The organism is Prochlorococcus marinus str. GP2, from assembly GCF_000759885.1.
Classification (GTDB): domain Bacteria; phylum Cyanobacteriota; class Cyanobacteriia; order PCC-6307; family Cyanobiaceae; genus Prochlorococcus_A; species Prochlorococcus_A marinus_J.
The window spans coordinates 87799-106241 of record NZ_JNAH01000005.1 but is presented as its reverse complement, the minus strand read 5'-3'; the positions used below and the strand labels follow the sequence as shown (position 1 = coordinate 106241).

Genomic DNA, 18443 nt, shown 5'->3' with positions numbered 1-18443 from the left:
TTTAACTTCACTTTTTTCGGGTTCCTCTGATTTTACTTCTGCCTCTACTATTTCCTGCTTAACTTCACTTTCTTCGGGCTCCTCTGATTTTACTTCTGCCTCTACTATTTCCTGCTTAACTTCACTTTCTTCGGGCTCCTCTGATTTTACTTCTGCCTCTACTATTTCCTGTTTAACTTCACTTTCTTCGGGCTCCTCTGATTTTACTTTTGAACTTGCTATGCTTTGATCTTCATCTATAGTTAAAAGGAATTTTAGTAGTTTATTGAATAATAAAAAACCTTTTTCAATTCTTTTTGGACCTAAAATTGAAAGGAAAATTACTAAAATTATGAATATTTCAGGTGAATTTAAACCTAATAGTTTCATAAAATTTCATATTCTATCTATATTTTAGTACATGCTAAAAATTTAATCTAATTATTCTCAAAAGTTGGTAAATAGAGTTCTCTATTTGATGCAATTAAACCCTCTTCTTTAAAAAAAATCTCTAGGTCTTTTAGATCATTTATATCTACAAATTCACCACAATTATCTAATATATTGTTATGTGTGAAACTCCATAAATTTTCCAAATATTCGTCATCGTCTGGAAATGCTACAAATTTTAAATATGTATTATTCAAAGCATATTCACTAGCAAAATCTGAATCTAATCCTTCTCTCTTAGCATCACAAAAAACTTTAGCAAATCTTTTGCCTACAGAAGTTTGAGCACTCGATAAATCCAAATTACCTTGTATAGCTTTTACATTTATTGGTGCAATAAAAATAATTATTGGAAGAAAAATAGATACTAATATAAACAAGAAAAATTTCCTTTTTAAAATTAAAACTCAATACAAACTAGCAAAAAAAGTAATCAATTAGGCCTATTTAAGTAAAAGCACTTATTATAAATTAAGAATTAAATAGAAAACATAAAATCAGCTCCATATCTAAATTTATAATAAAGAAAGATTAATATAAATTTTAAATTATATGTCTTCAAATATAAAGCTAAAAGGAAGGGGAGTTAACAGGATAATTACTAGTAAGGTCATGCTATCACCATTAGCTGGAGTTACAGATAACATTTTTAGGCGACTTGTACGTAAATGGGCTCCAAACTCTTTACTTTTTACAGAAATGATAAATGCAACAAGTCTTAAGAAAGGTTATGGAACACAAAAAATCAATCAAATAGATTTAGAAGAGGGTCCAATTGGAGTACAAATATTTGATAATAGGCCATATGCTGTTTCTGAAGCCGCGAAACAAGCTGAGGACTCTGGAGCTTTCTTAATTGATATAAATATGGGATGCCCTGTAAAAAAAATTGCAAAGAAAGGTGGAGGCAGTGCATTAATTAAAGACCGAAAACTTGCTATAGAATTAGTAAAAAATGTTGTAAAAGCTGTTAGGGTTCCAGTAACAGTAAAAACACGGCTCGGATGGGATAGTAAAGAAGAAAATATAGAGGATTTCTTGTTTAAACTTCAAGATGCGGGAGCAACGATGATCACTCTTCATGGAAGAACTAGAAAACAGGGTTTTTCAGGCAAGTCAGATTGGGAAATGATCGGGAGACTTAAAAGCTTATTAGAAATACCAGTAATTGCTAACGGAGATATCAAAAATCCAGATGACGCTCTACATTGTTTAAAAAAAACAAATGCTGATGGTGTAATGATTGGAAGAGGGATTTTAGGATCACCATGGAAAATTGGAGAAATTGATTATGCCATAAGAGAAAATAAAAATTTTAAAGAACCAAATACTGAAGAAAAACTATATTTAATTATTGAGCATCTTGATGAATTAATAAAAGAAAAAGGAGATCACGGCTTGCTAATTGCCAGGAAACATATCTCATGGACATGCAAAGACTTTAAAGGAGCATCAAATTTGAGAAACAACTTGGTTAGAGCTGTTGATAAAAATGAAGTTAAAAATTTAATAAATAAAATGATTAAAACTTTGAATAATGAAAAAAATACATTAGCGTGAAACAAATCTATTCTTTAAATGAAAATAATTAGTAAAGAGACAAGTAAAAGAGTTTGTGATCATATGAACAATGATCACATAGATTCAGTTCACAAATACCTTATTCACTATGGAAAGATATCAAGCTTTGAGAATGCTTATATGGAAGAAATTAATAATAGTTATATAAAAATCAATTACGATGGCCAGTCAGCAATTATCAACTTTAAAAATGAAATATCTGAAGAAGAAATACATTCAACTTTAGTCTCAATGATTAAAGAGATTAAATAATAGAATAATTTATATAAAAAATCTAAATTTTATCTTCATAGTAATCAGTTATCTTTTTACATTCTTCAAATGAAAGCATACTCAATCTAGATGTGGCTTTTATTTTTAGAATTGTACAAACAGCTAATAAATCGGAGCTATCAACATTAAGTGCTGCAGAAAGCTCTAAGACCCTAAGACCTTTCATAATTATAAAAAAAATCTTTTTCTAAATTATCTAGAACTTTGAAATCAATGGGCTGCATTTTTTCCTAAACCTGCAACGAATGGAAATGTTTGTTCATCTCCAAATATATCTTCTACCGAAGAATTAGAAATATTAGTTTTTTTATTTTTATCAGGCTTAATTTCTTCAATGTCATTAGAAATATTATCTTTAATGTTATTTCCAATTTCTTTTGCTAATAAATTACTCGTATTAGAAAATATTAAAAAAACTAATACAGATAAAAGCAAAATAATTCTTTTCATAAAAAAAATTTATCTAATACTATTGTCATATACCAATAAAGTTATTTAGAAAAATCTGATTTTTTTAAAACAAATCTAAATAAATCAAAGTTAATAATATTTATCTTCCCAACTTATTCCTATTTTTAAATCTAATTAAAAAATAAAAACCTAGTAATAAAAGAATTGCTAAGGAGTACTGATTGAGAAAAACATAAACTAAATAGACGAGAAAAGGGAATAAGCACGCCCTCTTGAAATTTAATTTCTGTTCTTTTGACATATTTTTCCAATTTAAATATTCTTCCCATTGAAAAATCTTCTTCATTTTTCTACTTCTATTATTACGATTAAACATAAATTTATAAATATAGTTTGGGAGATTCTTTTATTAATAAATAATATTAACCTAAAATATCAAAATAATTTATTTACATTGAATAAAAATATTTTTTAAATAAAAAATGAACTCGAAACCAATTTGGAAAATAGAAAAAATTGTTTTACCTCAACATGCTGACCATGCAGGTGTAATGTGGCACGGTACATATTTTAATTGGCTTGAAGAAAGCCGAATAAATGCACTTTTAGAAGTAGGTATAAGTTATTTTGAACTAACTAAAAAAGGCTTAGATTTACCTTTAATCAATACTTCAATAAAATATAAAACCCCTTTATTTCTTGGTGAAAAAATAACAATAGAGAGCGAATTCAATATTGAAAAAAGCCCTAGGATTAATGTAATTTCAAAATTTCTTAACAAGAGAAAAGAAATCTTAACGATTGCTGAAGTCAATTTAGTCTTAATAAATAAGTTGAATTTTTCTATAATTAGAAAAAGGCCTGATTTTCTATCGGAAGCATTTATTAAATTGAATGGTTGAAATTATTAGCCGTTAATTCAAAAGCTTTTTAAATTATGAATATATTTCAAGTTATTGATTCTTACCAGTATGAAATGGAATCAAGATATCAAGAAAAATCGATGCTTACAAATCTTTTTACAGAGCACAAATTCATAGGATGGTTAGGGTTATTTATATTATTTTTCTCTATTTTTGCAATTTTTGTTTTTCAATATCTTGAGTGGGAAAGTAATGACAATAAGAAAAATTAAGAAGATTTAATGCTTATAATTCAACTGAATGACTTAAAAAATGGCTATCTACTTAAAAATAACTAACCCTACAGAGGTTGTAAAAAAAAAGACCTCAAAATGGCTTACAGATATTACACCTGAAAGAATTGATAGGAAATTAGTCGAGGATGAAGTAATAAAAGGTATTATCGAGCAATTAACATTAGAAGGTATAAAAGGAGAAATTTCAGCAATTAATGGATTTGAAGTAAATGAATCTTCAGTAATAACAAAAAATAATTTTGTTATTAGAAAAACAAAAACTTTTTAGAACGGAAATAAAAATCTTTAATGAAATTTTTTTTTATTTTAATTATTTTTATCATTTTTTTAATTTTTATAATTTTAAGGGATTATCAAATTAAGAAGAAAAAGTTTAAATTAAATAATGCCTTAAATTCCAATTTCTTTATTCAAACAATTAATAATTTAATAGAAGAAAACAAATACAATTTGTTAGAGGAAAGGATTAGATTAAGGGAAATAGATGCTTACGGTAACGAGGATTATAAAAAATGGATTGGCAATCCACCTCTTGATGAAAAAGCCATTGTGAAAAATATATTTAATGGATCTAAGCGATTTAAAGAGGGGATACCATACTTCTGGGAAAAAGTAATTTTAAAAAAATTTGGAAGTATAGAATTATTTTTCGAAAAGTGGCGATCTTATTGTAATGAAAATCCTACTATTGATGATGAGATAGTTGGATCTACTAGGAAGCTCGAGACTGAAGATTGGTTTGTATTCATAGCAAGTCAAATAGAGAAATCATGCCTAAACCTAATAGAAAATGATTACTCAAAAACAATTAACGAAAGCTATAAAAAAGGTATTAGATTTGAAAATTATTGTATGCAAATTCTCAAACAGAATGGCTGGGAAGTTAAAGAAACCCCTAATACTGGAGATCAAGGGGTTGACTTAATTGCATCAATAAATGATTTGAGAATATGTATACAATGCAAAAATCATGAAAAAGCTATTGGAAATAAAGCAGTGCAGGAAATTTCAGCTGGTAAATTATTTTGGAAAGGTACTCATGCAATATTAGTTTCAAAATCTGGGTTTACAAAGTCAGCGCAACAACTAGCAAAATCAAACAAAGTTAGATTAATTAATGAATATCAGTTAAAAGACTTAAAAAACTTATTGTTTAAATAGTTTATATCAATTGTGTTAAGCCCTCTTTGTAAAGTAAAAGTGTTGTAAGAATTCCTGAGGCCCACATTAAACCTCTAGCTGTTGGGATATTAAATACATAAGCACCAATATATAAAACACGAAAAATAGGATGAATCAATGCTGCAATTATTGAAATATTTGAGTCAGTTAAAGTAATCAAACAAAGAAGACATGCTGGTGCATGTAGGGAAATACTTTCCCAACAATTCTGATGACACCAAACTGCTCTTTTCCCAAATGAAGGTAATTCATCGAATAAAGCCCTTGGAGCAGACATATTTTCAACAGAATAACCTGCTTTAATCCTCCCAATAGTTAATGGAATAATTGATATTAAAACAACACCTACTGAGAGACAAAGGCTCCAGGCAAAAACTACTTGCATATGATTTAAATAATATTATTAGCTTAATAATTGAAGCTCGTTATCGTGATAAATGAAAAATCATTACTATAGATAAAACTTTGCAAAAAATGCTGTAATTTATAAAAAAACATTTATGGATATTTCAAAAATAGTTTTAATTTTTGGCATAAGTTTACTAATATATTTTGCTTTTCTGTTTTTAGGATTTTTTCTCAAAAATAAAAATCTAGAGGCACAGAAGCTAAAAAAAGAGGAATAGATTATTAATTCCACGAAAATTTACTATTTTCTCAATATCTTTATATTTTTTTGAATATATTTCATGGAAATAAAATTTGATCGAAATAATAATAAGGGATATTTGAAATTAAATAAGACAGTTGCTGGTATATGAAAAAATTTTATAAATTTCTTAAAAGTTTTCTATTTATATCTCTTTGGCTTATTTTATCCTCATTTTTAACCCAATATTGGAATACCTTTCATTGGGAATATATTTACTTAAACTTCAGAATTATATTTGATAAAGAATTTTGGTTTGTTGTAGAAAAAATTCTTTTAGGATTTGATATTGGTTACTGGTTAGAAGAAGCACTAAAATTCTTAAGTTATGAAATACCTAAAGAATCATTTAAATATTTTCCGATTTATTTCGTATTAAAGTCTATTTGGATAAAGAATTAATTTATATTTTTAATAGATTTTAATAAATTCCTTGAAATTCTTGAATAAAATCGGTGAATTTTTTTTTCTTAGAACAAATAAAGTTCCTTTATCACCTCTACAGATTCTAAGTTTATTACTTAAATAAGTTATCTCTAACCACCCTAATTGTTCATTATTTATTTCTTTCATAGCCTTTATATTTTTTCTTCCAAATTTAGGACCTATAACACCAGCATGTGTAAATTTGACCCCAATTTTTTTTTCATTGATGTAATTGAGTCTTATTAAAATACCAGTACCAATAATTGATTTTATTCCTCTAGGTTTAAGTAAATTAAGACCATTTAAATTTATGGGATCAAGAATTTGAAGGTTATCAATAAAAGGAGAATATTTTAAAAAAGGACTATTAGAACTACTCCACCTAAGCTCCCAAACACCCTCTAAAGCATTTCTATCTTTGCTAAAGGAAAAATTATGATCAAATTCAAGTTGTTCGGCAATAGATTGAATCTTATCTGAATTGGGTGATTTAAGAAGTAAATTTAATAAATCATCTTCGGATTCCATTTAATAATCGCTGAGTATATATCTAAGGATAAATACTTACCTCCGTATGCTATATTCTACCCAGAATATGTTGATTTGATGACAAAAAGCTATTGGCTAAAGAAAATTTCAATTCCAAATGCTGATTTATTCCTGGAATATATAAGGACAGTATTACCTTGGATTAAATCTGTGGGAGGTGTAATAGTAAAAAGAGATTTAATACAAGAATCAACCTCAAATGAATGGGATGGAGGACAGCTTGGGTTAGTAATAGAATTCGAATCAAAATTTGCTGCTAAAAAAGCATTTTATTCTGAAGTATTTCAAAAATATCTTCAGTCCAGAGATTTAATGGAACTAGTTACTATAAGTACTCTTTAAACAATCAATTGCAATATCACAAAAACAACTTATAAATACTTGTAAGTATTTATTACTATTAAATTATTTATGTAATATTTATAACTCCACTAGCAATCGTATATTTTGCAAAATTTAAGAGTAAAAGTAATTCGTTAATCAAATGAACTATTCAACAGAAAAAGATGATTATTTGATGACAACTCCATATACAAAAAAGATTCAGCAAAAATTTGCAAAGGTTAAATCTTTTTTAGAGCAAAATGGATTTAATCCATCATCAGAGAGCTTAATGCAAGATATAGTTAGTTCAGAAGAGTATATTGCTAAAAATGGCTTATAAAAAATTAGAATATATTCAGAGTCCTTAAATAATAAAAACCGCCTATTAGAAAAGGTAATAATATTCCAATAAATAAAAATATGGATTTCTTTGATTCGCCTTCTGATATAGGGTTAATTTCTGGTTCAATTGCGAAACCATTTTGTCTACCACCGCTTTCGGTTGTATAACCTTTTTTATTCATAAGAAAAATAATCTATGCAGATTATCTCATGTAAAAACTTATTTAAAAAAATTTTTTACATTTAGAATTAAACTAATTTTTAAATCTAACAATTGATTTCAATCTGAGATTTCAATTTGGCAGCTTTTTTTAAAAGACCTACAACTTCTTTACGGCCAGTAGCAAAATCAGCCTTGTTGAGTAATTCACTATATTTTTTTGTGATTTCTCTATGATTCATTTTTAATATTAACTTCTATAAATTATAAAGTTACTAAAAAAATTTTTTGTATAAAGGATATCAAAATTGAGCTTAAGTACCTTTACTTATTTAAACCAACCTTTTTTCTTTGGTTTAATCTCTTCTTCAATAACTTCTTTTTTTCTCCCAAACAATCCCTTTTTTTGGATTGGTAAGTTCTCTTCAACAGGTTTAGATTTTCTGTTAAATAAGCCTTTTTTAGGTTCTTTTTTGATTAATTCTTTTGTGTCGGAAATCTTTGTTTTTTTAGGATTTGATTTTGAATTTTTGGGTTTACTATCTGCGAATAAAGTTTGATATACAAAAAAACCAAAAACAGCAAAGAAGCCTAATGCCTGTACTAGAGCAGTTCCAAGATTATCGAACATTTAGGCCTCAACTTTGTATAGTGATTCTTTTTCTTTCGCTTCTATACATTTTTTATCATCAGACAAGCATTCAATTTCTGCCTTCTTCTCAGTATGAGAACTGCAGCCACCTGCATTTGCATTAGATATTGAAAACAAAGTTAGTACCCCAAAAATTAAGGCAAATACGGAGTTAATCGGTTTCATGAGTTTTATTTTTATTATGGAAAAATAATTTCGCAATTGCGAAGATAATCTTCTCGTCTGCTAAAAGTATTCCCTTTTTATATATCTATTTGTAGTAATTAACTAAATCGATAATTAATATTGCTAGTAATGAAAAACCTAAAATGAAAGGTAAATAAGGATATTTATTTAAAATTTTGTTTAGTTGATTTTTTGATGTTTGTTTTTCCTTTTTCTTTTCTCTAGGTGGCAAGCCTAAATCTTCCCTTCTCTTAGCTTCTCCCATAATTTTTTAAACTATTTAAGACTATTTTATATACTTAGTAGTAGTAGTGTATTGTTTTAGATTTAAATTATTAACGGTTAATTTAATTAAAATTTTGGATATATTAAAAATATATAAAAAATTACATGATAGAAGTAGTTTGGTCAGTAAATATAATGATTGCAATTCTTATTATTGGTGTTGCCTGGGTTCTTTATTACATATTTACTTATGATCAAAAATTTACTTCCTAGATAAATGTCAGATAAAGATCTAAGTAATTTTCTCAAAAAAATAGAGCAACTTAATCAAATTGCTGAGCTAATAAATAATAATCCTAGTAAAAAGTTATCCCTTTCAAAATGCAAGAATCATGATGAAGTAATTAGATTAACCACTGAATGGGGGTTTGATATTGGTAAAAGGTGGGGAGAATATTAATTGATTTTATTACCAGCATTATTAAAATTGCCATCAACTTCAAATTAAATTCCTAAGATTAGTTAGTATTTCTTGTATTGGAGTTATGAAAGAGATTGGAGAGATAAAGTCAAATATATATAAAATAGCTGCTGTTACAGATAGAGGGCAAAGATTAAATAAATTAATTTCTCCTATGTATGAGGAAAAAGCTAATGAAATGGATGAATTGATTGATGATCTTAAAGACTTTAGTTTTGAAATATCAGAAAAATTATTGTCTGGAGAGTGGGAATTGATTTTTTCTAATGTTGAATTATTTCGAAGTTCTCCCTTCTTCCTGGCTATTGAAAAGGCATTAAATGATGAGTTCAAAAGTAATCTTTTTTTTAAATTACATCAATTGCAAGTAGGGTCCTTTGGAATATCAACAATTGGGAGAATTGCTCAAAAGATTGATTTTGACAAAAAAGAATTTATATCTACTTTTGACACTACAATATTTGGGCTCACAACAATTCCTATCTTAGGTTGGTTCAAATTATTGCCTACTTTTGGTGGAAGAGTAATAACTTTAGCAAGTGATTTGGTTTTAAGAAACAATTTGCTTGATATGAACTTACAAAAAACAAAAGTTTCCAAAGTTGATGGACTTAATAAGATTCCATTATTTAGTGAATTACTTATGGATAGGTGGTATCCGGTTAAAGAGGTTTGGAATAAATTACCTTGGAATAAAGAATCGCCAAATTGCCAGATTTCAATTGTATATTTAGACGAAGAGATGAGAATTATGCAGGATATGTATGGGTCTATTTTTATTTATATAAGGCCTTCAATTTCCTTGTTGAATTCAAATAAAATCTTTAATGATTAATTAAAAGACTGACTAATATTTTTAGTAATTTATATAATAAATCCATTAAAAATTTATTTTAAAGATTAATTAATAAAAACATCTCACATCTTGAATACAAATAGATTATGTTCATAATGAACATTTTTTTATTATGCTCAGAAATCAAGAAAAAAATTCAGTTGTTAGAGGAATATTCTTAATATTAGGTTGGGGCTTAGGTCTAGACAGATTCTACGAAGGAGATAAAAAAGGTGGCTTTTTATCAATCATTGGTTGGAGTATCACATTTTATAGCTTTATCTTTCTTAAATGTTCAGGTTATGAATATGTTGAGGGTGTGAAAAATTATTCAGATTATTCCCCTAATCCTTTAATAGTATTACCTTTACTGGCAGGAGCATATGGTGGCTTTCTAATAATTAAGAAGGCCTTTAGATTAGCAAAACAATTTGAGAATGCTGAATAATAATACCAGCAGACAAATTCAAGATAATAATCCAGATCCTTTCAAATAAAATTTAAATAAAATAATTACTAAAAGGTTTACTATTGCTAAGGCTACTAAACCATTTCTGTTTTTTACATCTAATTTCTTGACTAAATTAGAAAGATAAACGACTGGATTTTCTGGCTCTTTATTATCCAAATTTTATTTAAATATTTTGACAAGAAAATATCACAGTTTCATTTGCAGAATCAAAATTGTAACGATGATGATCCAAAAAGAAATAAATAATTTCTAACCCATAATTCCTGCATTTCTTAAAAACGCTTTACCCATATTTCCAATTACAAAAAATAGAGACAAATTAATTAAAAGGATTATTAATAATGCCAACATTTTATAGTTTGGATTAGTTGTAATTCCATCAAATCCATTATTAAGAAATCTTTTAAAAAGTGATTTGTCAATTTTCGGTTTTTGTTGCTCAGAATCAAGTTTTACTTTTTCTTCTGAAGAATCTTGACTACTTGCTTTCTCTAAAAATTCTGTAAATGCTTTAACATTTTCTTCTTTTTTAGTCCCCTCATTATGATCTTTATTGTCTTCATTCAAATTGGGGGACGATTCGATTGAATTATTTTCCTCAGGATTAAGTTTTGAATCTTCCAAATTAGTATTAAATGCTAGGAGTATATTACACCATAAAAAAAACCCACTCGATCAATTGAAGAGAGGGTTAGCTAAGGTTAAAGTCCTTACTTTAATAGTAATTTATTTTAATAAAATTTGCGGTAGTAGTATAATGAAGTTTTAATTTAGATTAAATTCAAGGTGATTTTTTTTAGTAAATATGTTAGATGCGAATACTAAAAAAGCATGTAAAGATAATCCCTCAATAAGAGAAATTAAAATTAGGAATATAGAACATGCTATTGAACAAGCAGAATTGATGATAAAAGAATCAAAAATGAGCCAAGAAGAATTAATCTTCTTAAAAAGAAAAATATCGGACTCAAGACAGGATTTAGAAATACTTTATTTAATGAAAATTCAATGAATATAAATTTTTAATCTTTTAAAAGAATTGAATTTTTGCAAAGAAAATTAATTTGTATATTTGAAGACTAATAAAGTTTGTATGGAATGTAAGAATTTTATAAATGCTCTACTTATGTCTAAAAATAATCTATATATACCTTTAAAGGTTGTTCCATACATCTTCATTTCTATTACTGCTATAGCAATAACAGCTGCTACATATGTAATTACTTAGTTCTATAAGCTGTGTAAAGTTTTTAGATATTAAATAAATTAAAATATTTGTAATAACTAATTGTATGAATAAATTAAAAATAGCAATTTTTACAATATTAATAATCATATTTTCCCTTATTGGGATTAAAAAATTAATTTATATAAATCAAGTTAAAGATTTAAAAAATAAAGAAGAATCATATTTAAATGAATCTATACGTGTTTTAAATGAATGCTTCGATCTAGAAAATAAAAATAAAAGAACTCTTAAAAAATCAATTGAATTAATTGAGTATTGCTTAGAGGAATATGGATATAAAAACTGATTTCAAAACTTGAATGATGAATTTCCTTAATACTCCACTAATATGCAAAAAAATCTCTCATCAATAATCTTGTTATGTTCCATAAATTTTTATTAATAATATTTTCATAATTTAATTTTTTAAAATGACTAAAGTTAAATGTTCATATTTAGGAAATTTAAACTGTGAGGCTATTCATCTACAGTCTGGAAGTATTATTAGAACTGATGCACCTTTAGATCACTGCGGTAAAGGTGAAAGTTTTTCCCCAACTGATTTATTAGCAACATCTCTAGGTACTTGCCTACTAACAATTATGGCAATTAAAGCTAAATCGAAAGGATTTGATTTGAAAGGTATATATTTAAATATTGAAAAAGTAATGACACAAAATAGCGAGAGGAAGATAAAAGAACTAATAATAGATATTTTTATACCAGAGAGCACTTCTAATGAAACTATTGATTTTTTGAAAAAAGCTTCCAAAGAATGTCCAGTCACAAGAAATTTATCTCAAGAAATAGATATTAAAATTAGTTGGCATCATGAATAAATTTCAAACATATTAATTACAAAAAAAATAATGAAATACTTCATTGGAATAGTCATTCTTTTATTTGGTATATATATAATGACAGAACTGGCACTAAAGACTAGATATACAAGAAAAAGACTTTCAAAAGGAAAAAAATAAATCTTATAAAGATTAATATTTCAGATTAAGGAAATAGATTTATTTTTGTACTAAAAATTAAGGCATATTTTAGTTTTATTTTTTCACTATTTTTTGGTCAATCAACCCAATCAAAGGGATCATGAAATTTACATTTATTCCAACAGTGCACCATGTATAAATAATAAGAAAAAATAATTTTATAAAAAAATTAGGGGGTAAGGTTAAAAATATTTTGAAAAACCCTCCAATGAATAATACCAATATTCCAATTTGAAAAAGACCTTTGATTATCCATTTAAGTCCATTTTTTTTTATGTTTATATAAAACCAGAAAAAAACAAAACTAGATAACAATAAATACATAAAATTTATGATCATCTTTTTAGAGAAAATCTAATAAATTTGCCTTTATCAAGGCATGATGATAATTATCACTTTTTTATCTGCTAATTTTTTTTAAAAATGGAAAAGTTATACAAAAAACAATAAAAACAAATTATTTTTTTACTTTTTGTCTTAAAACATTTTTGATTTTAGTAAATCAACTCTTTTTTGATTCACTCCTAAATCACTTTCTCCAACTCTTGATTCTGATCTTATTGATAAGAGGTTTGATTCAGGTAGAAAGGATACTTCTAAGTCGTCTACATACTTCATCCATTTACTAGTTGCCTCAGCATGAAGATAATCACCATCAATTTCTACAATCTCGGTTCTTGGAGTGTTTTCGATAAATGTTTTAATCTCTTCAAAAGGTTTCTCAATATTGTTAACCTCCCATTCTTCTCGTACACAATGAGCAATCTCTACACAAGGTTTTAGTTCTACATGTGAGGCATATGATGAAGAAGGAAATAATAAGCTTGAACAAATTAAAATTGCTAAAAAAAGTATTTTCATTAACAGAGGAATTTAACAATCCATAATCTAACGAATCAAATTACTAATTTGGAATGATGTCTATCATAATTTTGAAGAAAGCTTATATGAATTTATATTTAAGATTAAATAGGTATTTCTAATAATCCAAAAAAAAAGATCCCTCAGAGAGAGATCTTTAAAAATTGACTTACATCAAGTGTTTCCTTGTTTCCACTGAAGTAAATCAATCCTCCTACACACATGTACAATATCACACCTTAATTCCAATTTTGTAATGCCTAATAGACCTCTATCTTAACTGTCACATGGCAAAAAATACAAAAAGTACTCAAACTTTGCGGTCGAGTACTTTTAAAGTTATCAGAAAAAAGTGTGTGAGGAGTTTCTGATGTATTTAATCTACTCCGTAGGTAATTTAAAAGGCTACAGTATAAATTACTAATTATTTAAATCATTCAAAAAATTGGGCGTTGATGAAAAAAATAATCAAAAAAATAAAAAATTTATGAAAAGCATTTACAAAAAAATCATTTTTATTATTTCAGCAATTGCTCTTTTTTCAGTAATAGTGGGTGTTGTCAAATATTCGCTTACTTATATTGAAAATAATCCTGAAAAATTCTTACCTACACAAAAGTAAGGCAGAAATTAAGTATAAATTCACTTCAAAAAATCTATAAAGTGTCTTAAATATGTTCTAGATAGACAGCTTGAGTCATGAAAATCAAAAATACTTCAGTTCTTAATCAAAATAATATTCATTTAAGTCAATTCAAAAATAAGCATAAATATCAAGTACTTGAGAATTATTGGAAGAAAAGAAAGAAAGAATGTGAGAAAAATCTTTCAAAATTTTGCTAACCGATAATTATGACTTTTATTTTGTCTTTTTTATTAGCGTCTGTGATGTGGGTACAAGTTCCACAGTGGGAAGCTGACTGGTCAAAATGTGCTGTAGATGTTCCCGATTCATCATGCCACTGGTACGTAGCTGCCCCCGACAATACGTTTGGGGAAGGATTTAATTGGGAAAACGCTCCTTGGTTTGATGCTAATGGATTACACGATGTAGCTAAAATTGAGAAAGAATCTGTACTAGAAAAACTTCAAAATAACTAAAGTTTCTATTTCATCAATTAACTTTTAAAAGTATTTAAATCTAGTCGCTTAGTGGTTAACTTTTGATTAATTAAAAATTTTTTATGCGTTTCAAAGTAAGTCTCAAAAAAAATGGAAAGGAATTTGATGAAGTTGTTATAGCTAATAATAAAAAAGAGGCTATGGAAGTAGCTTTAAAAAATAATCCAGAAGCTCAAGCATTAAACTCTAATTGGACATTTAAGATTTAATTATTTGCGAAGTTTTGGGATCAAAAGAGATGCGACACAAATAACACTAATTGCAGGTCCAGGCGACAAATTAAAGACTATAGAGAGAATAAAGCCCAGAAGTGAGATGCATAATCCAAAAAATGAAGACCTCATCATTGCAATTCTTAAACTATGAGCCTTATTTAGCCCTAACAGAGTTGGTGTAGAAAGAAGAGCAATAACAAGAATTACTCCCACTGCTGACATTGAACTAACAATTACTAATGCCGTTGTAAAACTTAAAGCAAGATTTAATAATGAAACATTTATACCACTCGCGGATGCACCTTCTGGATCCAATCCCACATAAACAACCTTTTCATATCCAAAAGTCATTAAAAGTATAAATACTAAAAAAGCAATTATTGTTCTAAGTAAATCTTCAAAATTTGCTGTCAATAAATCGCCAAATAATACTGCCTCCAAATCAATCCTTATTCCGAGTAGAGGAATTATAAGGACTCCAAACCCAAGCATTCCGGCTAATATTGTGTTCATTATTGCTTCATAATTTTCACTTTTTCTATTAGTTAAACTTTCCGCAATTACTGAGCCCAGAAGACCACTTATAACGCCACCAATTGAAGGATGAATTCCGAGCGCTATTGCGAGAGCAAGTCCAGGCAACACACAATGAGAGATTAAATTAACTTGTAATAATCTCTTATGAGTAATTAATACAGTTCCCATAGCTGGGCATAAGATCCCGGAGAATATTGTTATTATTAATGGAACCAGCCACCAGTTGTTATTAATAAAAGACATTACTCGAAAGATTCGGTATGATCAAAAATGCGGGACAAAAAATGATTTCGGAAACAATGGTAACTAAGTTTGACATTACCAAAAGACAAGAACAACTTCTTGAAGAACTTAATAAATGTGATGATGAATTGACTGGTCAAGAGTTGCATAGACAATTGATAGAAAGCGGAAAGGCTATGGGACTGACGACTGTTTACAGGAATCTTCAAGTTCTGATAAAGCATGGCTTAATACGTTCTAGACATCTCCCAACAGGAGAGGTTCTGTACACTCCCGTAGATAGAGATATTCATCATTTGACCTGTGTTCAATGTGGTGAGACATCAAAAATGGAAGGATGCCCGGTAAAAGATATTCATACACCCAAAACAAATCCAAAGAAATTCCAATTGTTGTTTCATACCCTCGAATATTTTGGGCTTTGCCAAAACTGTTATCAAGCTCAGAATTAAAAAGGAACATTTTCTAATCACAGAAATTATTTTCGTTTATAGAGCTAATGTTTATAGCCTCTAATTTATCTTTTATTTGGTCAGGACTACCAACTGCCAAAACACTTTTATCAAGTACGATTACTTGATCATATTTATTTAAAGACTCGCCCCAATCATGGCTACTTACGAGCAAAGAAAGTCCCGCATCCGCAAGTTGACGAACAATTTTTAGAAAATCTTCCTTTGCAGGTGGGTCCAAAGCTGCACAAGGTTCATCTAAAAGAAATATTTTTGCAGGGGACATAAGAGTTTTTGCTAATAGAGCTCTTTGCTGCTGTCCTCCTGAAAGAGAATCGAGTCTTCTATTAGCCAAATTTGCAATGCCTACTCTTTGCATTGTTGCCTCTAATTCACAACATTTATTAATCCAAGAATTAGGATATGCTAGAAGAGTCTTAATTTGAAAGGGGTTATTACTTCTTGATTTTGAATACTTTATTTGACCAAGAGATACCAATTTTTCAACTGTAATGGGGAACTTCCAATTCATAGAACTTCTTTGAGGCATAAGTGCCACAAGAGCTCTAGATCTATATAAATTTTCACCATCAATTTTTATTTCGCCTTTATCTGGAGTATTTTGTCCTTGCAATATTCTCAAAAGAGTTGATTTACCAGCGCCGTTTGGGCCAACTAACGCTGTTAGAGTTCCAGGTTTAATCTCAACCGATACCTTATTCAAAGCTGGCTTACTTTTTTTTGTGTATGCAAAGGTTAAATTTTCAGCGACTAAAGTAGCCATTATATTGATCTTTTAAAAAGTCACTTTACAAGCTTACCAATAATACAAATTGCGTATTATTTTCATAACATTTGATACCTTTGCTTGTCAGGTATAATGAAAATGATTATCATTTTTAAGTATTTTATAATTTTTCATGTCAATTTTTAAAAGACTTTTAACAAATAGAACAGGTTCGAGCAAGTCAATTATTAAAAATTCCCTAATCGCTGGAACGATTATATTTTCTGGTTTTGGGCAGGATGTTATGGCTAAAGGAAAATCATACGTAGCAGTAGAACCACTAGTTTGTGATTTAGTTAAATCAATTGCATTACCATCTGACGAAGTTACATGCTTAGTAGATAGAAAACAAGATGTTCATGACTTAAAGATCAATCCAAGGCAAGCTCAATTACTAAATAGCGCAGACAAAGTATTTACTCTTGGTAAAGAAATGACTCCAAGTATGAGAAATTGGGAAAATAAAAAGAATACTGTTGTAGTAGGTGTTAGCGCAATAGACGTAGATGATCATTCTGATCATGGAGGTAATGATGATCACTCAGACCATGGTGGACATGACGATCATGCTGAACATTCAGCTAAGGTAGATGACCACTCTGATCATGGTGGTCACGACGATCACTCAGATCATGGTGGACATGATGATCACGCTGAGGGTGCTTTCGAATGGGCAGGCAAATTCCAACTTTCTAAGGGTTCTTACAAATGGTCATTTGAAAAAGTCGATGGAGAATATGCAGATCCTGCAATGAAGATGGTGATTCTCAAATCTAATGACATAGAAGGGTCTGAAGATTTAGCTAAAGAACTATTAGGATCTAAAGACTCAATAAGCAGAAAAAATGATGGTACTTTGATAGCCAGTAATAAAGCTTTTGTTCTTAACTTTGATCAAAGAAAAGAAAGTACTGTTTTTAACGTGGATATCAAAGAAGATGGTCAATATATATTTTTTACTGAACACATGCCTTTTGAGTTTGAAGCAACTCAACACTTTTTTAAAGACGTTTCAAATAGTGATGTAGAACCAATAGCGCAAGTACCAGACGAAGGAGAGGGGCATCATCATCATCATGACCATGGAGGACTAGATCCTCATGTTTGGCATGATCCACATAACATCATAAAAATGGGAGATCTTATAAGCAAAAGTTTAAAGAAAGATATTTCAGTTTTTAATAGAGGTGACAGAAAACTAATTAATAAAAGATTCGAAAAAGCTGATTCTCTCTTAGAAGGCTTAGATAGTTGGATCGTCGAACAAGTAAGCTCTATTCCTGAGGGAAACAGAGTAATTGTCTCTAAACACAAAGCAATGGAATACTACGGGGATGCATTTGGTTTTGAAACCATTAGTTTACTTGACTTTCTTGGAGACTCCTCAAGCTTAAGGCCAGACAACATAAGTTCTACTTTAAAAATGTTAAATGAAGAGAATGTTCAGGCAATATTTCCTGAACAAATTCCAGCATCTAAGTTGTTAAGGAACTTAAGTAGACAAAGTTCAGTTCCTTTAGCTTCTAATCAAATATTCGTTGATGGATTGATGATGGATGGTAATACGGTTTCAGTAGCCGTTCACAACACTTGTACAATTGTTGATTCATTAGGTGGAAGCTGTGATAAAGAATCTGGCTCCAATCTTGAGTCTGAATGGAACAAACTTTCAGATTAAATTT

35 protein-coding genes and 1 pseudogene are annotated in these 18443 nt (G+C 28.5%); 20 read left to right on the top strand and 16 right to left on the bottom strand.

Annotated features, from left to right (window positions below; all coding sequences use genetic code 11):
• A pseudogene (locus EU91_RS0108710) lies at positions 1-369 on the bottom strand (cell surface protein); the annotation flags it as partial.
• Positions 370-416: 47 nt separating this feature from the next.
• Positions 417-809: a hypothetical protein gene (locus tag EU91_RS03145; protein ID WP_032524671.1), complete on the bottom strand. Its 393-nt coding sequence runs from the start codon at positions 807-809 to the stop codon at positions 417-419.
• A gap of 172 nt (positions 810-981) precedes the next feature.
• On the opposite strand from EU91_RS03145, the gene dusB reads away from it, so the two are divergent.
• Positions 982-1989, top strand: a complete 1008-nt coding sequence (gene dusB, locus EU91_RS03150) for a tRNA dihydrouridine synthase DusB (protein WP_032524670.1) — start codon at positions 982-984, stop codon at positions 1987-1989.
• Positions 1990-2007: 18 nt separating this feature from the next.
• Positions 2008-2262 carry a DUF2470 domain-containing protein gene (locus EU91_RS03155; protein ID WP_032524669.1) on the top strand — a complete coding sequence of 85 codons (255 nt, stop codon included), beginning with the start codon at positions 2008-2010 and terminating at the stop codon, positions 2260-2262.
• Between the two features lie 22 nt (positions 2263-2284).
• On the opposite strand, the gene EU91_RS09425 is transcribed toward EU91_RS03155, so the two are convergent.
• A complete protein-coding gene (locus EU91_RS09425; RefSeq protein ID WP_193741622.1) occupies positions 2285-2449 on the bottom strand; it encodes a translation initiation factor IF-2 N-terminal domain-containing protein in 165 nt (54 codons plus the stop codon).
• Positions 2450-2493: 44 nt separating this feature from the next.
• Positions 2494-2733 (bottom strand): hypothetical protein, encoded by a 240-nt coding sequence (locus tag EU91_RS03160; protein WP_032524668.1) that lies wholly within the window; start codon positions 2731-2733, stop codon positions 2494-2496.
• Between the two features lie 443 nt (positions 2734-3176).
• On the opposite strand from EU91_RS03160, the gene EU91_RS03170 reads away from it, so the two are divergent.
• From EU91_RS03170 to EU91_RS03185, 4 genes are all read left to right on the top strand, one after another.
• Entirely contained in the window at positions 3177-3596 is a 420-nt protein-coding gene (locus tag EU91_RS03170) for an acyl-CoA thioesterase (protein ID WP_032524666.1), read from the top strand.
• 35 nt (positions 3597-3631) lie between these two features.
• Entirely contained in the window at positions 3632-3829 is a 198-nt protein-coding gene (locus EU91_RS03175; protein ID WP_032524665.1) for a hypothetical protein, read from the top strand.
• 40 nt (positions 3830-3869) lie between these two features.
• A complete protein-coding gene (locus EU91_RS03180; protein WP_011818540.1) occupies positions 3870-4121 on the top strand; it encodes a hypothetical protein in 252 nt (83 codons plus the stop codon).
• 182 nt (positions 4122-4303) lie between these two features.
• On the top strand, positions 4304-5014 hold the full coding sequence (locus tag EU91_RS03185; RefSeq protein ID WP_413355504.1) for a restriction endonuclease: 711 nt from the start codon (positions 4304-4306) through the stop codon (positions 5012-5014).
• Position 5015: 1 nt separating this feature from the next.
• Here the strand turns inward: EU91_RS03185 and EU91_RS03190 are convergent, their stop codons facing one another.
• Positions 5016-5420 (bottom strand): MAPEG family protein, encoded by a 405-nt coding sequence (locus EU91_RS03190; RefSeq protein ID WP_032524663.1) that lies wholly within the window; start codon positions 5418-5420, stop codon positions 5016-5018.
• A gap of 675 nt (positions 5421-6095) precedes the next feature.
• A complete protein-coding gene (locus tag EU91_RS03200) occupies positions 6096-6638 on the bottom strand; it encodes a PAP/fibrillin family protein (RefSeq protein WP_032524660.1) in 543 nt (180 codons plus the stop codon).
• 78 nt (positions 6639-6716) lie between these two features.
• Here EU91_RS03200 and EU91_RS03205 point away from each other — a divergent pair, with 78 nt between their 5' ends.
• Both EU91_RS03205 and EU91_RS03210 read left to right on the top strand, forming a co-directional pair.
• Positions 6717-7001 carry a DUF1330 domain-containing protein gene (locus tag EU91_RS03205; RefSeq protein WP_011376579.1) on the top strand — a complete coding sequence of 95 codons (285 nt, stop codon included), beginning with the start codon at positions 6717-6719 and terminating at the stop codon, positions 6999-7001.
• A 142-nt stretch (positions 7002-7143) separates the two neighbouring features.
• The gene (locus EU91_RS03210) at positions 7144-7323 is read left to right on the top strand and encodes a hypothetical protein (RefSeq protein ID WP_032524659.1); all 180 of its coding nucleotides are present in this window, start codon (positions 7144-7146) and stop codon (positions 7321-7323) included.
• 4 nt (positions 7324-7327) lie between these two features.
• Here EU91_RS03210 and EU91_RS03215 read toward each other — a convergent pair whose 3' ends face one another.
• The 5 genes from EU91_RS03215 to EU91_RS03225 all read right to left on the bottom strand — a co-directional run bounded on the left by EU91_RS03215 (position 7328) and on the right by EU91_RS03225 (position 8567).
• The gene (locus tag EU91_RS03215; protein WP_011818547.1) at positions 7328-7507 is read right to left on the bottom strand and encodes a hypothetical protein; all 180 of its coding nucleotides are present in this window, start codon (positions 7505-7507) and stop codon (positions 7328-7330) included.
• Positions 7508-7592: 85 nt separating this feature from the next.
• A complete protein-coding gene (locus EU91_RS09650; RefSeq protein WP_275040661.1) occupies positions 7593-7727 on the bottom strand; it encodes a hypothetical protein in 135 nt (44 codons plus the stop codon).
• Between the two features lie 86 nt (positions 7728-7813).
• Entirely contained in the window at positions 7814-8116 is a 303-nt protein-coding gene (locus EU91_RS03220) for a hypothetical protein (RefSeq protein WP_032524658.1), read from the bottom strand.
• Entirely contained in the window at positions 8117-8302 is a 186-nt protein-coding gene (locus EU91_RS0108705; RefSeq protein WP_241433938.1) for a hypothetical protein, read from the bottom strand.
• A gap of 85 nt (positions 8303-8387) precedes the next feature.
• Positions 8388-8567 (bottom strand): hypothetical protein, encoded by a 180-nt coding sequence (locus tag EU91_RS03225; RefSeq protein WP_025923300.1) that lies wholly within the window; start codon positions 8565-8567, stop codon positions 8388-8390.
• Positions 8568-8804: 237 nt separating this feature from the next.
• Here EU91_RS03225 and EU91_RS03230 point away from each other — a divergent pair, with 237 nt between their 5' ends.
• The 3 genes from EU91_RS03230 (at position 8805) to EU91_RS03240 (ending at position 10291) form a co-directional block, all read left to right on the top strand.
• Positions 8805-8987 carry a Nif11 family protein gene (locus EU91_RS03230; protein WP_032524656.1) on the top strand — a complete coding sequence of 61 codons (183 nt, stop codon included), beginning with the start codon at positions 8805-8807 and terminating at the stop codon, positions 8985-8987.
• 85 nt (positions 8988-9072) lie between these two features.
• Positions 9073-9843, top strand: a complete 771-nt coding sequence (locus EU91_RS03235; protein ID WP_032524655.1) for a PAP/fibrillin family protein — start codon at positions 9073-9075, stop codon at positions 9841-9843.
• A 133-nt stretch (positions 9844-9976) separates the two neighbouring features.
• A complete protein-coding gene (locus tag EU91_RS03240) occupies positions 9977-10291 on the top strand; it encodes a hypothetical protein (RefSeq protein WP_032524654.1) in 315 nt (104 codons plus the stop codon).
• An 18-nt stretch (positions 10292-10309) separates the two neighbouring features.
• Here EU91_RS03240 and EU91_RS09420 read toward each other — a convergent pair whose 3' ends face one another.
• On the bottom strand, positions 10310-10471 hold the full coding sequence (locus EU91_RS09420) for a hypothetical protein (protein WP_193741621.1): 162 nt from the start codon (positions 10469-10471) through the stop codon (positions 10310-10312).
• Positions 10472-10564: 93 nt separating this feature from the next.
• On the bottom strand, positions 10565-10939 hold the full coding sequence (locus EU91_RS03245; RefSeq protein WP_032524653.1) for a hypothetical protein: 375 nt from the start codon (positions 10937-10939) through the stop codon (positions 10565-10567).
• A 181-nt stretch (positions 10940-11120) separates the two neighbouring features.
• Between EU91_RS03245 and EU91_RS03250 the strand changes: the two genes are divergently transcribed.
• The 4 genes from EU91_RS03250 (at position 11121) to EU91_RS03260 (ending at position 12382) form a co-directional block, all read left to right on the top strand.
• Complete coding sequence (locus EU91_RS03250) at positions 11121-11327, top strand: hypothetical protein (RefSeq protein ID WP_032524652.1); 207 nt, start codon at positions 11121-11123, stop codon at positions 11325-11327.
• Positions 11328-11408: 81 nt separating this feature from the next.
• Positions 11409-11543, top strand: coding sequence for a hypothetical protein (locus tag EU91_RS09645; RefSeq protein ID WP_275040660.1), 135 nt, complete (start codon positions 11409-11411; stop codon positions 11541-11543).
• A gap of 64 nt (positions 11544-11607) precedes the next feature.
• Complete coding sequence (locus tag EU91_RS03255) at positions 11608-11850, top strand: hypothetical protein (RefSeq protein WP_032524651.1); 243 nt, start codon at positions 11608-11610, stop codon at positions 11848-11850.
• A gap of 124 nt (positions 11851-11974) precedes the next feature.
• Complete coding sequence (locus EU91_RS03260) at positions 11975-12382, top strand: OsmC family protein (protein ID WP_032524650.1); 408 nt, start codon at positions 11975-11977, stop codon at positions 12380-12382.
• A 639-nt stretch (positions 12383-13021) separates the two neighbouring features.
• Here EU91_RS03260 and EU91_RS03270 read toward each other — a convergent pair.
• Positions 13022-13405 (bottom strand): DUF1499 domain-containing protein, encoded by a 384-nt coding sequence (locus tag EU91_RS03270; RefSeq protein ID WP_032524648.1) that lies wholly within the window; start codon positions 13403-13405, stop codon positions 13022-13024.
• 699 nt (positions 13406-14104) lie between these two features.
• Between EU91_RS03270 and EU91_RS09415 the strand changes: the two genes are divergently transcribed.
• The 3 genes from EU91_RS09415 to EU91_RS09410 all read left to right on the top strand — a co-directional run bounded on the left by EU91_RS09415 (position 14105) and on the right by EU91_RS09410 (position 14736).
• Positions 14105-14248, top strand: coding sequence for a hypothetical protein (locus EU91_RS09415; RefSeq protein WP_193741620.1), 144 nt, complete (start codon positions 14105-14107; stop codon positions 14246-14248).
• 9 nt (positions 14249-14257) lie between these two features.
• Complete coding sequence (locus tag EU91_RS03275; RefSeq protein WP_032524647.1) at positions 14258-14506, top strand: hypothetical protein; 249 nt, start codon at positions 14258-14260, stop codon at positions 14504-14506.
• Positions 14507-14589: 83 nt separating this feature from the next.
• Positions 14590-14736: a hypothetical protein gene (locus EU91_RS09410; RefSeq protein WP_193741619.1), complete on the top strand. Its 147-nt coding sequence runs from the start codon at positions 14590-14592 to the stop codon at positions 14734-14736.
• On the opposite strand, the gene EU91_RS03280 is transcribed toward EU91_RS09410, so the two are convergent.
• The gene (locus EU91_RS03280; RefSeq protein ID WP_032524646.1) at positions 14737-15522 is read right to left on the bottom strand and encodes a metal ABC transporter permease; all 786 of its coding nucleotides are present in this window, start codon (positions 15520-15522) and stop codon (positions 14737-14739) included.
• A 17-nt stretch (positions 15523-15539) separates the two neighbouring features.
• Between EU91_RS03280 and EU91_RS03285 the strand changes: the two genes are divergently transcribed.
• Complete coding sequence (locus EU91_RS03285; RefSeq protein WP_032524645.1) at positions 15540-15974, top strand: Fur family transcriptional regulator; 435 nt, start codon at positions 15540-15542, stop codon at positions 15972-15974.
• Between the two features lie 13 nt (positions 15975-15987).
• Here EU91_RS03285 and EU91_RS03290 read toward each other — a convergent pair whose 3' ends face one another.
• Positions 15988-16758 carry an ABC transporter ATP-binding protein gene (locus EU91_RS03290; RefSeq protein ID WP_032524644.1) on the bottom strand — a complete coding sequence of 257 codons (771 nt, stop codon included), beginning with the start codon at positions 16756-16758 and terminating at the stop codon, positions 15988-15990.
• Between the two features lie 136 nt (positions 16759-16894).
• Here EU91_RS03290 and EU91_RS03295 point away from each other — a divergent pair, with 136 nt between their 5' ends.
• Entirely contained in the window at positions 16895-18439 is a 1545-nt protein-coding gene (locus EU91_RS03295) for a metal ABC transporter solute-binding protein, Zn/Mn family (RefSeq protein ID WP_032524643.1), read from the top strand.
• Positions 18440-18443: the final 4 nt, after the last annotated feature.

Excerpts from the sequence above, each read along its gene's own strand:
- EU91_RS03295 (WP_032524643.1), top strand. The coding sequence starts at position 16,895 with ATGTCAATTTTTAAAAGACTTTTAACAAATAGAACAGGTTCGAGCAAG.
- EU91_RS09645 (WP_275040660.1), top strand. The coding sequence starts at position 11,409 with ATGGAATGTAAGAATTTTATAAATGCTCTACTTATGTCTAAAAATAAT.
- EU91_RS03210 (WP_032524659.1), top strand. The coding sequence starts at position 7,144 with ATGAACTATTCAACAGAAAAAGATGATTATTTGATGACAACTCCATAT.
- EU91_RS03275 (WP_032524647.1), top strand. The coding sequence starts at position 14,258 with ATGACTTTTATTTTGTCTTTTTTATTAGCGTCTGTGATGTGGGTACAA.
- EU91_RS03235 (WP_032524655.1), top strand. The coding sequence starts at position 9,073 with ATGAAAGAGATTGGAGAGATAAAGTCAAATATATATAAAATAGCTGCT.
- EU91_RS03285 (WP_032524645.1), top strand. The coding sequence starts at position 15,540 with ATGATCAAAAATGCGGGACAAAAAATGATTTCGGAAACAATGGTAACT.
- EU91_RS09650 (WP_275040661.1), bottom strand. The coding sequence starts at position 7,727 with ATGAATCATAGAGAAATCACAAAAAAATATAGTGAATTACTCAACAAG.
- EU91_RS03175 (WP_032524665.1), top strand. The coding sequence starts at position 3,632 with ATGAATATATTTCAAGTTATTGATTCTTACCAGTATGAAATGGAATCA.
- EU91_RS03200 (WP_032524660.1), bottom strand. The coding sequence starts at position 6,638 with ATGGAATCCGAAGATGATTTATTAAATTTACTTCTTAAATCACCCAAT.
- EU91_RS03205 (WP_011376579.1), top strand. The coding sequence starts at position 6,717 with ATGACAAAAAGCTATTGGCTAAAGAAAATTTCAATTCCAAATGCTGAT.
- EU91_RS03190 (WP_032524663.1), bottom strand. The coding sequence starts at position 5,420 with ATGCAAGTAGTTTTTGCCTGGAGCCTTTGTCTCTCAGTAGGTGTTGTT.
- EU91_RS03220 (WP_032524658.1), bottom strand. The coding sequence starts at position 8,116 with ATGTTCGATAATCTTGGAACTGCTCTAGTACAGGCATTAGGCTTCTTT.
- EU91_RS03230 (WP_032524656.1), top strand. The coding sequence starts at position 8,805 with ATGTCAGATAAAGATCTAAGTAATTTTCTCAAAAAAATAGAGCAACTT.
- EU91_RS09425 (WP_193741622.1), bottom strand. The coding sequence starts at position 2,449 with ATGAAAGGTCTTAGGGTCTTAGAGCTTTCTGCAGCACTTAATGTTGAT.
- EU91_RS03260 (WP_032524650.1), top strand. The coding sequence starts at position 11,975 with ATGACTAAAGTTAAATGTTCATATTTAGGAAATTTAAACTGTGAGGCT.
- EU91_RS03290 (WP_032524644.1), bottom strand. The coding sequence starts at position 16,758 with ATGGCTACTTTAGTCGCTGAAAATTTAACCTTTGCATACACAAAAAAA.
- EU91_RS03255 (WP_032524651.1), top strand. The coding sequence starts at position 11,608 with ATGAATAAATTAAAAATAGCAATTTTTACAATATTAATAATCATATTT.
- EU91_RS09415 (WP_193741620.1), top strand. The coding sequence starts at position 14,105 with ATGAAAATCAAAAATACTTCAGTTCTTAATCAAAATAATATTCATTTA.
- EU91_RS03155 (WP_032524669.1), top strand. The coding sequence starts at position 2,008 with ATGAAAATAATTAGTAAAGAGACAAGTAAAAGAGTTTGTGATCATATG.
- EU91_RS03170 (WP_032524666.1), top strand. The coding sequence starts at position 3,177 with ATGAACTCGAAACCAATTTGGAAAATAGAAAAAATTGTTTTACCTCAA.
- EU91_RS0108705 (WP_241433938.1), bottom strand. The coding sequence starts at position 8,302 with ATGAAACCGATTAACTCCGTATTTGCCTTAATTTTTGGGGTACTAACT.
- EU91_RS03270 (WP_032524648.1), bottom strand. The coding sequence starts at position 13,405 with ATGAAAATACTTTTTTTAGCAATTTTAATTTGTTCAAGCTTATTATTT.
- EU91_RS09410 (WP_193741619.1), top strand. The coding sequence starts at position 14,590 with ATGCGTTTCAAAGTAAGTCTCAAAAAAAATGGAAAGGAATTTGATGAA.
- EU91_RS03250 (WP_032524652.1), top strand. The coding sequence starts at position 11,121 with ATGTTAGATGCGAATACTAAAAAAGCATGTAAAGATAATCCCTCAATA.
- EU91_RS03280 (WP_032524646.1), bottom strand. The coding sequence starts at position 15,522 with ATGTCTTTTATTAATAACAACTGGTGGCTGGTTCCATTAATAATAACA.
- dusB (WP_032524670.1), top strand. The coding sequence starts at position 982 with ATGTCTTCAAATATAAAGCTAAAAGGAAGGGGAGTTAACAGGATAATT.
- EU91_RS03225 (WP_025923300.1), bottom strand. The coding sequence starts at position 8,567 with ATGGGAGAAGCTAAGAGAAGGGAAGATTTAGGCTTGCCACCTAGAGAA.
- EU91_RS03180 (WP_011818540.1), top strand. The coding sequence starts at position 3,870 with ATGGCTATCTACTTAAAAATAACTAACCCTACAGAGGTTGTAAAAAAA.
- EU91_RS03160 (WP_032524668.1), bottom strand. The coding sequence starts at position 2,733 with ATGAAAAGAATTATTTTGCTTTTATCTGTATTAGTTTTTTTAATATTT.
- EU91_RS03215 (WP_011818547.1), bottom strand. The coding sequence starts at position 7,507 with ATGAATAAAAAAGGTTATACAACCGAAAGCGGTGGTAGACAAAATGGT.
- EU91_RS03240 (WP_032524654.1), top strand. The coding sequence starts at position 9,977 with ATGCTCAGAAATCAAGAAAAAAATTCAGTTGTTAGAGGAATATTCTTA.